Below are 13,045 nucleotides of genomic sequence, written 5' to 3'. Positions count from 1 at the left end.
CTGCGCAACCTGCGCAAGCAAAACCCGCTACTCAGCCTTGCAAATCAGGTATCGCTTCCCAACTCCAGCCGTCGTTGCCAGAGTGAATACATGCCGCGCGCCGCCAGATCCTCCGGATGACGCTGCACTCCAACGCCCCAGGAAATCAACGCCTGCGCATACAGCGCCAGCAAGCGGTCACTGCCAATCAGGTGCACCTGCGACAAACGCGGGGTGTGTTCGAGTACGCCTGAAGACAGTATTTCGTGACCTATCAGCAGACCGGACAGGTACGAAGGTAAGGCGCTGCCTTCCAGCTGGTTGAACAGGCCGAGTGTGCGCACACCGAAGAGGTGGTGCAGAAGCCCGCCCTTTTGCCTGCTGCGCTTGAGTCCACTTTCAAATGCCCACGCGTCGAAGCGGCTGTCGTCTTCCGGCATCAGCTTTCCAAGCAGGCTGTGGTTGCGCAGCACGGCGTACAACTCGCCCGTCATCGCCGTCGCCAAGCGACGTATCTGGCCGTCAGCAATCGAAACCCACTTGCTATGCGTACCGGGCAGGCAGACAACATGGTTGCCACGCGGCAACACCGCCAACAACGCGGCCAATTGGGTTTCTTCGCCGCGCATCACATCGGGTACGGCATCGCTGTCGGTGTCGCTTACACCTGGCACTATCCAGAGCGCGCGCCCAGCCAAAGCGGGTGCCTGCAACGGCACCAGGGCAGTGGCGAGGTTGTCGATGCCGGCCGGACATGGCAGGTAGGGTACTTCCTGCCAGCCGCTGCGGCTGCCGACCATGCCAGACAGGACCAGCAGTGGGTCGTCCCAGCCAGCGATTTCTTCGGACAGCACGGCCTCGAACTGTCCGCTGCTCGCCTGCAGCCCGCGCTCACTGCGGCGGCGCTCGCAGACGTGACCGTTGGCGTCGAGGCGGTACAGGCGCAGGCTGCTGGTGCCCCAGTCAACGGCGATCATGGCAACACCACTCGGTCCACGCTTGCCTGCAACTGCGGGTGCTCCCAGACAAAAATGCCGCCCGCGCAGGGCTGTGCTGTCAATGCAGCCGCATCCAGACCGGTGCGGGCGCTGCTGATGTACAGCGCGCCTGGTGCCAACACGCAACAGGAGGCGTGTTGGGTGGGAATACGGATCTCCTGCTCGATGCGGCCAGCGGCGGAATAGCAGGTAACCCGGCCCGCGCCCCACTGTGCGTTCCAGACACGGCCATGGGTGTCGACCACGGCGCCGTCAGGTTCGATGCCAGGTTCACTCAAACTGGCAAATGCCCCCAGTTCTTCCACCTGGGCGCTGTGCGGGTCGTAGCGACCAGCAATGATGTTGGCTTGTGGCGAGTCGCAGAAATAGATGCGCTCACCGTCGGGGCTGAAGCAGATCGCGTTTGGAATCGTCGCAGGTGGCAGCGGCAGAAGACGCACGCCTTTGCCGGCGCTCCATTGGTAAAAGCTGCCACCGCGACGTCCGTCAGCGTAGTCGCTCTTGGTGCCGAACACGAAGTTGCCGTGGCGGTCGGCGCGACCATCATTGATGCGGGTATTGGGATTGTCTGCTTCCACCGGGCTCAGTAGCTGCAGGTTGAGCTCGCTGTCCTGCAACTGTGCTTCCGGGTCGGCAACATACAAGCCGTTGGCCAAGCCCAACAGCAGGCGGCCGTCACTTGCCAATGCGAGGCAGCCCAGCGCTTCATGCAGCTGCCACTGGTGGCTGCGATTGCTGGCCGGATCGTAGCGCCACAGCCGCCCGGCGAGAATATCGGTCCAATACAGCACATTTCGGCGGTCACACCAGAGGATGCCTTCGCCCAGCTCGCAACGGCTGTCCACCAGCAGCCGTGCGTCGGCCACGTTCGGCTCCAAGGTCTGTGCACTCACCACTCGGCCACGCTGCCGTCGCTGTGGCGCCACAGCGGATTGCGCCAGCGCGGCGGATTCTTGCTGGCTTCAATCAGGCGCGCTTCGTCGATCTCCACGCCCAGTCCCGGTTTGGGTAGCGCGGCGATGCAACCGTCCGCATCGCAGGCGAAGTCGTCCTTGTTGATGACGTAGTCCAGCAGGTCGGCGCCTTCGTTGTAATGAATGCCGATGCTCTGTTCCTGCAGCACCGCGCTGTGGGCGACGAAGTCCAACTGCAGGCAGGCAGCCAACGCCACCGGTCCGAGCGGGCAATGCGGTGCCAGCGCGACGTCATGCGCTTCGGCCATGGCAGCGATCTTGTGGCACTCGCTGATGCCGCCGGCATGTGACAGGTCCGGCTGCAGGATGGACAGGCCGCCGGCAGCCAGCACCGGCTTGAACTCGGTGCGCGAATACATGCGCTCGCCGGCTGCCAGTGGAATGCTGCTGATCTCCGACAGTGGGCGGTAGTACTCCCATTGCTCCGGCAATACCGGCTCTTCGACAAACAGTGGCCGGTAAGGCGCCAGTTCCTTCAGCAGCACCCTCGCCATCGGTGCACTTACCCGGCCGTGGAAATCGATGCCGAAATCCACGCTGTTGCCGAGGGCGTCGCGGATGGTGGCGACTTTCTCGATGGCGGTGTCGACGGCACGCGGGCTGTCGATCAGCTTCAGTTCTTCGGTGCCGTTGAACTTGAAGGTGTCATAGCCCAGTGACTTGTAATGCCGCATCTGGTTGACGATATCGGCCGGGCGGTCGCCGCCAACCCAGCGGTAGGTCTTCATGCGATCACGCACCAGGCCGCCGAGCAGTTGGTAGACCGGCACGCCCAGTGCCTTGCCCTTGATGTCCCACAGCGCCTGGTCGATGCCGGCGATGGCGCTCATCAGGATCGCGCCGCCGCGGTAGAAGCCGCCGCGGTAAAGCACCTGCCAGAGGTCGTTGATGCGCGCCGGGTCCTTGCCTGTCAGGTAATCGCCGAGCTCGTGCACGGCTGCTTCCACGGTAGCGGCACGGCCTTCGATCACCGGCTCGCCCCAGCCTGTGATGCCTTCGTCAGTCTCGATCTTGAGGAACAGCCAGCGCGGCGCGGCCTGGTAGGTGGTCAGACGCACGATCTTCATGCCGAGTAGTCCAGATATGCCTGGCGGAAGGCACGTGCGTTGTCGCGCGTGGCCTGTACCGACTGGCCGGGTTGATAAAGATCACCGCCGGTGCCCGCACCCTGGCAACCAGCGGAAAGATAGCTGGCCAAGGTACCGGGGGAGACGCCACCAACGGCGAAAAGGGGAACCGGCGGCAGTACGCTGCGCAGGGCACGCACCAGTGCTGGGCCATGAATGGATGCGGGGAACAACTTCAGCATCTGCGCGCCTGCACGCAGTGCCAGGAACGCTTCACTGGCGGTGGCGAAACCGGCTGCCACCAGCAGCCCTTCGGCAACCGCGCGTTGGATCAGCGGCGGGTCGGTATTGGGGGTGACCATCAGCCGGCCGCCGGCGCGCAGCAAGGCGTCGATATGCTCGGGCAGCACCACCGTGCCAGCGCCGATGCAGGCGCGCTGGCCGTGGCGTTGCACGCTGCGTTGCACGCTCTGCTGCCAGTCCGGCGAGTTGCTGGGGATCTCGATCGCGTCGAAACCTTCCTCGACCAGCGCATCGACATGCGCGCCCACCTCGCCAGGTGTGATGCCGCGCAGGATGGCGATCAGGGGCAACTGGAAGGGCAGGCTGGTCATGTCAGTCGTGGTACACCTGTGAGCGGCCGCCATCGATCAGGATGTCGGTGGCGTTGATGAAGCGCGCTTCGTCGCTGGCCAGGAACAGTGCGGTGTACGCCACTTCTTCCGGCCTGCCGATGCGGCGGGGAGGCAGCAGGGCGGTCTGGCGCTCGCGGGCGCCGGGCTCGCGCTCGAACCAGGCTTCGATGCGCGGCACCAGGATCAAGCCCGGCGAAATCGAGTTCACACGAATGCCTTGCGCGGCGTACTCGATGCCGAGCGAGCGGGTCATGCCGATCAATGCGTGTTTGGCTACCGGGTACGGGAACGCACCGGGGATGATCTTGTGGCCATGCACCGAGGCGATGTTGACGATGGCACCGGCCTGCTGCGCGACCATGCCGGGCAACACGGCCTTGCACAGCTGCCAGGCACCTTCCAGGTTCAGCGCGAAGCAGCGCTGCCACTGCGCGTCATCCAGCGCCAGCGGATCGGAGAACACATCGGCACCGGCATTGTTGACCAGCACATCGATGCGGCCGTGCCGTGTGAGGGTGGCTTCGATCAGGCTGCGCATCGCGGCGGCATCGGTGATGTCGCCCTGCAGCAGCTCGAAACCGTGAGCGTCGCCAGGAGTCAGGTCGATGCCGATCACCTGTGCGCCTTCGTTGACGAACAGGCGCGCAATGGCCGCGCCGATGCCGCTGGCGGCACCGGTCACCACCGCCACCTTGTCGGCCAGGCGCCCACTCATCGCCGGCCTCCGGCTTGGCAAATGCGGTACCTGCCCGCGCTGCTGGCGCCGGCTGATCGTGAAACCTTCATCCCTTTCTCCCTGGAGCCTGCTGTCAGTACGGGCCGCGCCGGCCCGGCAGGGCGGCAGCGTTGCTGACCGAAGCGTGGCATAGCCTTGCCTGAGAACCTATGTGCGACAAATGAAATTTTTGTCGTAATGTATTCGCTGGGCGAATAGCTACTCAGTCGAGGGGATCGGCACGCATGGTTCAACCCACCACCGGCTGGTTCAACGCCACCCGTTTGAAGACCCGGCATCTGTTGCTGTTGCTGCATCTCTACGAGCAGCGCTCGGTGCTGCGCGCGGCCGAGGCGGCCAATATGACCCAGCCGGCGGCGTCCAAGCTGCTGGCGGAAATGGAAGACCTGCTGGGGGTGCCGTTGTTCGAGCGGCACGCACGTGGGGTCGAGCCGACCTGGTATGGACAGGTGTTGATCCGCCGCGCGCGCTCGGCGCTGTCGGAAATCGGCCGCGCCCAGGATGAGATTGCCGCGCTGCGCAGCGGGCGCACCGGCCAGGCCGCCATTGGTACGGTGGTCAACCCCGGTACCAACCTGGTGCCGCAGGCGGTGGCCGCGCTCAAGCGCGACTTCCCCGACATCCTGATCCGGATCGAGATGGATTACAGCCGGCCGCTGGTGGCCAAGCTGCTCGACGGTCAACTCGACATCGTGGTCGGCCGCATCATGGGCGCCGAGGGCAGCAGCGAACTGGAGTTCGAGCCGCTGGCGGACGAGCCGCACTCGGTGATCGTCCGCGCCGGCCACCCCTTGGCCGCGCGCAAGCGCGTCAGCTACGGCGACCTGGTCGACTACGGCTGGATCATGCCGCCCGATGGCAGCGTGCTGCGCTCGCGGCTGGACGCGGTGTTCCTGGAGCACGGGCTGGTGCCGCCGCAGAACATTGTCGAGACCACCTCGCTGCCGGTCACCATCCATCTGTTGCGGCACAGTGACATGTTGACCGCGCTGCCGGCCGAGTCGGTCGCGCCCTACCTGCAGACCGGGCAGATGCTGGTCTTGCCGATCGCACTGGACGTGCGCATGGAGTTCTTCGGCATCATCCGCCGCCGTGACCAGTTGCTCTCTCCCGGCGCCGAGCGCGTGCTCGAGGCGTTGCGGCTGACCGCGCGGCGCTTGTATCCGCCGGTCGCCTGAATCGGGGTATTCACTTCCGATATACATCCTGTGCATTTTTTCATTGGTCGGGAATGTATGCCCGCGCCTATGCTCGCCGCCGTGGTGGTCAATGGCCATCGGTATCAGGGTCGGTGGTCGCAGGCACAGGGGATGCAGGCAAATCCACCGGCAACGAAGGATGTGAAGAGCGGTTAGTCGAGTGCCTTGCCATTGCGGGGCGCGTTAGTACGCGGTTTTCAACCTGCTTCACCTGGTGCCAAAGGCGCAATGACGTCGGTGCTGGGAAAAACCAAATCGTCGCCATGTGTCCTGGGAGGGAACACTCATGTCAACGTTCCAGCGCCGCCTTACGGTGGCCAATAGTGCGCGCCGTCGTGCGTGTACCGGTCTGCAACCCACTATGCTTGCCCTGAGTGTCGCGCTGCTGTTGTCGGCAGCGGCACAGGCCCAGGATGCCGCACCCGCCAAAGCCACCGAGCTGGACAAAGTCCAGGTCACCGGCACCCGTGGCAGCCTGACCAAGGCGCAGGTGATCAAGGAAACCAGCGACCAGATCGTCGATTCAATCGTTGCCGAAGACATCGGCAAGCTGCCCGACAACAACGTCGCCGAGGCACTGCAGCGCATCACTGGCGTGCAGATCACCCGCAACAAGGGCGAGGGCAGCGACATCATGGTGCGCGGCCTCACCCAGGTGCGCAGCGAGCTCAATGGCCGTGACATCTTCACCGCCAACAGCGGCCGTGCGCTGAGCTGGGAAGACGTGCCGGCCGAACTGCTGGGTGGCGTGGATGTCTACAAGAACCCCAGCGCCGAGTTGATCGAAGGCGGCCTCGGTGGCCTGGTCAACCTGCGCACGCGCATGCCGTTCGATCAGGATGGCATGAAGCTGTCCGGCAGCTTCACCGTCAACAAGTGGGACCTGCGCGATTCGGTGCAGCCCTCGGCCTCGTTCCTGTTCTCCAACCGCTGGAATACCAATGCCGGCGAGTTCGGCGTGCTGTTCAACATCGCCCACCAGGAAGGCCAGTACCGCGAAGATCGCATCAACATGGGCAGCTACCTGGCCTATGACGATGTGCCCGGTTATGAAGGCAAGGAAGTAGTGGTACCCAGCGAAGTCGGCATGTACAGCCACTTCGGTGACCGCGAGCGCGACGGCCAGTACATCGCCCTGCAGTGGAAACCCAACGACGACATCGAGCTGTACGCCACCGGCCTGCGCTCGGATTACAAGTTCCGCAACCGCGAATACAGCGTGCGCGTGGGCAACCTCAACAACAACACCCAGGACCTGGTGAACTGGTCCGGCAACGGCTGGGGCTTCGTCTCGCCGAGCATTCCCGGCTATGAGAACTTCAACGACCCGTTCGGCTTCGATGGCAACGGTGAGTTCGAATACGGCACCTTCAACAATGCGCTGGTGACCACCACCTCGCGCATGGACTGGCGCAACTCGGTCACCACCGATCTTGCATTGGGCGGCAAGTGGCAGGTCAACGACAACCTGCACCTGTCCACCGACTTCCAGTACATCGATGCCACCACCGAGAGCGTCAACTACTGGGTTGATCTGCTGGCCGGCCAGGTGGATCCGGATGACTGGCGCGGCTGGTCAGGTCTTTACGGCGTACCGCCGGTACGCGTGGACATGACCGGCAAGTACCCGACCGTGACCGTGCTGGACCGTGACACCGGCAAGCCGATCGACGGCTACATGAGCGACATCAGCAACTACGGTGGCTGGTACTCGCACCTGGACAAGCGCGACAACAACGACGCCGACCAGTTCTCCTGGCGCGCCGACCTGCGCTGGGATTTCCTCGACAGCGATCTGCTCAACGACCTGCGCATGGGCGTGCGTTACACCGACCGCTCGGCCATTACCCGCAGCTCGGGCTGGAACTGGCAGAAGATCGCCCCAGCCGGCACCGACAATGCATGGGGCAGTTTCTCGGCGGCACCATTCAAGGACTATCCGAACGCCTGCTACCGGCTGTTCCCGTTCACCGACCATTTCCGTGGCGCCAGCGGCCTGCCAACCGGCTACGTGGCCTGTGACCAGATGGTTGCCGATTACGAAAATACCGTGCGCATGTTCGGCCACGATCCGGTTGCCTACAACCCGACCACCGACATCCGCGATTACACCGAAAACACCTACGCCGCCTATGCGATGTTGCGGCTGGGCCAGGATGATGCGCGTTTCCGCTGGGATGCCAACGTTGGCGTACGCGTGGTGCGCACCGAAACCTCGGTCAAGGGCTACGAGCTGGAGCAGAACTCGCCGTCGAACGAAGTCGCGAAGATCGACGTCACCAACTCCTATACCGATGTTCTGCCGAGCTTGAACTTCCGCATGTTCCTGACCGACAGCCTGCAGTGGCGCGTGGCCGCCTCGCGTGCGATGTCGCGCCCGGACTTCGATCTGCTCGATCCCTACGTCTACCTCAACGACACCTTCTTCGACTTCAATACCGGTGGCGTGTCCTATGCCAGCCGTGGCAATCCTTACCTGAAGCCGATGTATTCCAACCAGTTCGATACCTCGCTGGAATGGTATTTCGGCCAGGGCTCGATGCTGTACGGCACCGCATTCTACAAGAAGGTGAAGGGCTTCTACTACTACGACACCATCGCGGCCAACTATTACGACGCCAACTTCGACGTGCCGCTGGAAGGTTCGACCACCGGCGAAACCCGCGCCTGCGTCAGTGCCGAGTGCGTGCGCGAGTTCCAGCTGCAGACGCGCTCCAACGGCAAGGACGGCAAGATCAAGGGTCTGGAGCTTGGCTACCGCCAGTTCTTCACCTTCCTGCCGGGCGCGCTTGATGGCCTGGGCTTTGAAGCCAACTACACCTATGTGGACAGCAAGGCGCCGGCACCGGATGCGGCAGGCACCGATGGCGTGGAAATCTCCTACCTGCCATTGGAAGGCCTGTCCAAGAACAGCTACAACGTGGTGCTGATGTACGAAAAGTCCCGCGTCTCGTTCCGCGCCGCCTACAACTGGCGTGATACCTGGCTGGTCACCACGCGTCCGCCGAATGCCGGCCACGTGCCGCAGTACCACGACGCCACCGGCCAGCTGGATGCCTCGCTGCGCATCAACCTCAACGAGATCTGGTCGCTGACGATTGACGGCACCAACCTGCTCGACGAGGTGCGTTCGGACTACTACGGCAGCAGCAGTCGTCCGAATGGCTGGTACATCAATGATCGCCGTTACGGCATGAGCATCCGGGCCAACCTGGATCTGTAAACGCGGCTTGGGTAGACGGAGGTGCGGTATGGCAGGTATCAGGCGCTTCAACACGGGTGGCACGCAGCGGCAGGCGGCTACCAGCAGCGCAGGATATCTGCGGCGATGGTTGGCGGCAGCGGCATTGCTGCTGCCAACCGTGGTCTGCATCCCGGCAGCGCAAGCTGCTGCGGAACCTGAGTACCAGTGGCACAACGTCGCCATCGGCGGCGGCGGCTTCGTCACCGGGCTGGTCTTCCACCCGCAGCAACAGGGGCTGCAGTACGCGCGCACCGATATCGGTGGCGCCTACCGCTGGGAGCCGGCGCAGCAGCGCTGGCAACCATTGCTGGATTGGATGGATGCCAGCGACCAGGGCCGCTTCGGCGTGGAAAGCATGGCCGTTGATCCGGCCGATCCCGATCGCCTGTACCTAGCGGTGGGTACCTATCTGCACGCGCGTGGCAGCAATGGCGTGATCCTGCGTTCGAGCGACCGCGGGCGGAGTTTCCAGCGCACCGAACTGCCGTTCAAGATGGGCGGCAATGAACTTGGCCGCGCCAATGGCGAGCGCCTGGCGGTGGACCCGAACGACGGCAAGGTGCTGCTGTTCGGCACCCGTGCCAACGGCGTCTGGCGCAGCGGCGACGGAGGCATCAGCTGGAGCGAGTTGAAGTCGTTCCCGGCAATCGCCAAATCCTCGGCGGCCACGGCACCGAGCTGGAACGGGGCGCAGGCCATTGGCGTGGCCTTCATCAATTTCGAGCCGAGCAGCAAGGGCGGCGACGGTGCGTCGGGCACGGTATACGCCGGCGTCTCGACCCAGCAGGCCGCGCTGTTCCGCTCCGACGATGCCGGCAGCAGCTGGCAGGCAGTGCCGGGCCAGCCGACCGGCTTGCGCCCCAACCACATGGTGCGAGACAGCCTGGGCCGCTGGTTGCTGAGCTATGGCGACCAGCCCGGCCCCAACAGCATGAACAACGGTGCGCTGTGGCGCTTTGATCCGCGCGACGGTGCATGGACCGACATCACTCCGGTGCCGCAGTCCACCGACCTGCAGGGCGATGGCTTTGGCTGGGGCGCGGTGGCGGTGGACCCGCAGGACCCACAGCGCATTGTCGCCAGCACCTTCAACCGCTTTGCGCCGCACGATGACATCTTCCGCAGCGTAGATGGCGGCCGCAGCTGGACTGCCTTGTCCACACGCGCCGACTTCGATCATTCATATGCACCGTGGACGGCGGAGGCACGACCGCATTGGATCGGCGTGCTGGCCATTGACCCGCACGATGCCGGCCACCTGCAGTTCGTTACCGGTTACGGCATCTGGGATACGCGCGACCTGCGCAGCTTCGACGAAGGCAAGCGCCTCACCTGGCGTTTCCCGCTGGCAGGTTTCGAGGAGACCGTTCCACTGGCGTTGGTCAGCCCACCGCAGGGCGCCCACCTGGTCAGTGGTCTGGGTGACATCGACGGCTTCGTGCACGACGATCTGGACACACCACAGCAGCGGTTTGCCGGCGTGCGTTTCTCCAATACTGAAAGCCTTGCCTACGCCGGGCTGGCACCGCAGCTGATGGTGCGTACCGGCTATTTCCATGATCGCCCTGAAGGCGCAGTGCGCGCGGCGTGGTCGAAGGATGGCGGACACAGCTGGACGGCGTTCGCGCATGAGCCGCCGGATGGTGAGGGTGCTGGCCGCATCACCCTGGCCGCCGATGGCAAGCGGGTGATCTGGCAGACCCGCAATGGCGGCCATTGGCTCAGCGCCGACTTCGGCGGCCGCTGGCAGGCGGTGAAGGGCCTGCCGAAGAATGCGGTGGTGGAAGCGGACAAGCTGGAGGCCGGCGTGTACTACGGCTTCGATCCGGTCAGTGGCGCGCTATATGTCAGTGGCGACGGCGGCGTGGAATTCCGTCAAGCCGAGGCCGGCGTCGGCGCGGTGGGTGATTGGTTCCGTGCCGAGATCCGCCCGAATCCGTGGCAGGCCGGCGAGGCCTGGGTCGCCGCCGGCTGGCGTGGGCTGTTGCACTGGTCGCCGGGCAAGCTGCGCCGTGTGGAAGGTCTGGACAACGTGTTCTCGGTCGGGCTGGGCAAGCCGCTCAAGGACGGTGACGCGCCGGTGCTGTTCGTATTCGGCGAGATGGCCGGCAAGCGTGGGCTGTATCGCTCCGACAACGGTGGCCGTCGCTGGACCCGCATCGACAACGACGCGCAACGCTTTGGCGGCGTGATCCGTCACGTCACCGGTGATACGCGTATTCCCGGCCGCGTCTATTTCGGCACCGAAGGCCGTGGCATCTGGTACGGAGAATCGAATTGAAACCGTTGTTCGCAATGATGGGCCTGGCAGCGCTTGCCAGCAGTGCACAGGCAGTTGAGCTGCCGCGCGTATTCGCCGACGGCATGGTGCTGCAGCGTGACCAGCCCGTGCCTGTATGGGGCAAGGCTGCACCGGGTGCACAGGTACGCATCGATTTCGCGGGCAGGCAGGTGACGGTGAAGGCCGCTGCCGACGGCAACTGGCGTGCGCAGTTGGCCGCGCTACCGGCTGGCGGCCCGTATGTGCTGAGCATCGACGACAAGGCTGCGCCAAAGCAGTTGCGTGACGTCTACGTCGGTGAAGTGTGGCTGGCCTCGGGCCAGTCCAACATGGAATGGCCACTGGCCCAGACCGATGGCGCCGATGCAGCGATAGCAGCTGCCAATGATCCGCTGATCCGCCATTTCAAGATTCCCAAGTCGTGGGCCGGTGCACCGCAGTGGCAGCTCACTGGTGGCGACTGGCGGCAGGCAACGCCGCGGACCGCCGGCGACTTTTCGGCAGTAGCGTATTACTTCGCGCAACAGCTGCGTGCGCGCACTGGTGTTGCGGTCGGCATCATCGACAGTACCTGGGGCGGCAGCACCATCGAAGCCTGGAGTGATGCAGCAACGCAGGGCCTGGACAGCGCCGCGCTGGCCGCGCAGGCGGCTGCACTGCGCGAGGCCGACACCAAGGCGCTGCAGGTAACCCACGCCAACCTTGCGCGCTGGCCGCAGCTGCCGGCCGATGCCAGCCACTGGCATGAGGCCGATGTCGATGCGACGCAGTGGACCACCATCACCGTGCCCGGCCTGTGGGAAAGCCAGGGCTGGAATGGCATGGACGGCGTTGCCTGGTACCGCGCCAGCTTCCGCCTCAGTTCCGATGAGGCCGCCAGGGGCGTGACCCTGGGCGTGGGCCGCATCGATGACAGTGATACCACCTGGGTCAACGGCCAGCAGGTCGGCGAAACCAAGCTGCAGTACAACCTGGCGCGTCGCTACAGCGTGCCTGCGTCCGCATTGCATGCCGGGCTCAACCATGTTGCAGTGCGTGTGCAGGACTTCGGCGGCGGGGGTGGCATCCACGGCGAAGCCAGCGAAGTATTCGTGCAGCCGCAGGGCGCGGCCGCACGTGCGCTGGATGGCTGGAGCTTCCGCGTCGAGAGCGCACAGGTCGCGCTGGTCGATGACAAGAACCAGCATCCAACCCTGCTCTACAACGCGATGATCCATCCGCTGCAGGACTACGGCGTGCGTGGTGTGCTCTGGTACCAAGGCGAATCCAACGCCAACACCTTGCCGCAGGCGCAGAAGTACCGACAGCAGTTCCCGGCATTGATCACGCAATGGCGCGCACAGTGGAAGGCACCTGCGCTGCCGTTCCTGTGGGTGCAACTGGCACCGTTCTCGTCCGGTGCGGACAAGCGTAATGCCGACGATGTAGCGATCGAGAGCCCGTGGGCGCTGCTGCGCGAATCGCAGGGCACGGCACTGGCATTGCCAGCCACCGCCCAGGTGGTGATCACCGACGTTGGTGATGTGCACGACATCCACCCGCGCAACAAGCGCACCGTTGGCGACCGTCTGGCGCTGGCCGCAGGGAAGCTGGTTTATGGCGACAGCACGGTGGTTGCGTCCGGCCCGGGCTACGTCGGCCATGACGTGCAGGGCAGCAGCGTGGTGCTGCGTTTCGACGCGGGCGCTGCGCCGTTGCAGGTAGGCGGTGGCGGTGAACTGAAGGGCTTTGAGGTTGCTGGCAGTGATGGGCATTTCCATCGCGCGCAGGCACGCATCGATGGCAACCGGGTGATCCTGCAGAGCAGCGCAGTGAAGGCGCCGGTGGCCGCACGCTACGGCTGGAGCGATACCGCGCAGGGCGCCAACCTGACAGGTGCCACCGGCTTGCCGGCGTCGCCTTTCCGCACCGGGCCATGACCGTGCGGACTAC

General features: G+C 64.6%; 9 protein-coding genes. 4 read left to right on the top strand and 5 right to left on the bottom strand.

The genetic code is table 11. The features are described 5' to 3' along the window. Nucleotides 1-44: 44 nt before the first annotated feature. The 5 genes from ACVOL0_RS01535 to ACVOL0_RS01515 are packed head-to-tail and all read right to left on the bottom strand — an operon-like array spanning nt 45 to nt 4,368. Complete coding sequence (locus ACVOL0_RS01535; RefSeq protein WP_481547582.1) at nt 45-956, bottom strand: 2-dehydro-3-deoxygalactonokinase; 912 nt, start codon at nt 954-956, stop codon at nt 45-47. Next, nucleotides 953-1,870 carry an SMP-30/gluconolactonase/LRE family protein gene (locus ACVOL0_RS01530; RefSeq protein WP_481547581.1) on the bottom strand — a complete coding sequence of 306 codons (918 nt, stop codon included), beginning with the start codon at nt 1,868-1,870 and terminating at the stop codon, nt 953-955. Before ACVOL0_RS01530 ends, ACVOL0_RS01535 begins: the two co-directional genes overlap by 4 nt. Beyond that, nucleotides 1,867-3,018, bottom strand: coding sequence for a galactonate dehydratase (gene dgoD, locus ACVOL0_RS01525; protein WP_481547580.1), 1,152 nt, complete (start codon nt 3,016-3,018; stop codon nt 1,867-1,869). Before dgoD ends, ACVOL0_RS01530 begins: the two co-directional genes overlap by 4 nt. Next, a complete protein-coding gene (locus ACVOL0_RS01520; protein ID WP_481547579.1) occupies nt 3,015-3,632 on the bottom strand; it encodes a 2-dehydro-3-deoxy-6-phosphogalactonate aldolase in 618 nt (205 codons plus the stop codon). The genes dgoD and ACVOL0_RS01520 overlap by 4 nt, the downstream gene beginning before the upstream one ends. 1 nt (nt 3,633) lies before the next feature. Then, nucleotides 3,634-4,368, bottom strand: coding sequence for an SDR family oxidoreductase (locus ACVOL0_RS01515; RefSeq protein ID WP_481547578.1), 735 nt, complete (start codon nt 4,366-4,368; stop codon nt 3,634-3,636). 245 nt (nt 4,369-4,613) lie between these two features. Between ACVOL0_RS01515 and ACVOL0_RS01510 the strand changes: the two genes are divergently transcribed. From ACVOL0_RS01510 to ACVOL0_RS01495, 4 genes are all read left to right on the top strand, one after another. After that, nucleotides 4,614-5,567 carry a LysR substrate-binding domain-containing protein gene (locus ACVOL0_RS01510; RefSeq protein ID WP_481547577.1) on the top strand — a complete coding sequence of 318 codons (954 nt, stop codon included), beginning with the start codon at nt 4,614-4,616 and terminating at the stop codon, nt 5,565-5,567. 307 nt (nt 5,568-5,874) lie between these two features. Further along, nucleotides 5,875-8,811 carry a TonB-dependent receptor gene (locus ACVOL0_RS01505; RefSeq protein ID WP_481547576.1) on the top strand — a complete coding sequence of 979 codons (2,937 nt, stop codon included), beginning with the start codon at nt 5,875-5,877 and terminating at the stop codon, nt 8,809-8,811. 28 nt (nt 8,812-8,839) lie between these two features. Further along, nucleotides 8,840-11,113 carry a cellulase gene (locus ACVOL0_RS01500; protein ID WP_481547575.1) on the top strand — a complete coding sequence of 758 codons (2,274 nt, stop codon included), beginning with the start codon at nt 8,840-8,842 and terminating at the stop codon, nt 11,111-11,113. A 14-nt stretch (nt 11,114-11,127) separates the two neighbouring features. Beyond that, entirely contained in the window at nt 11,128-13,032 is a 1,905-nt protein-coding gene (locus tag ACVOL0_RS01495; protein ID WP_481547630.1) for a sialate O-acetylesterase, read from the top strand. The last annotated feature ends 13 nt before the right edge of the window (nt 13,033-13,045 follow it).

The sequence above is a fragment of the Stenotrophomonas sp. STEN021 genome (genome assembly GCF_056760175.1).
This window is presented reverse-complemented; position numbering and strand designations above follow the sequence as displayed.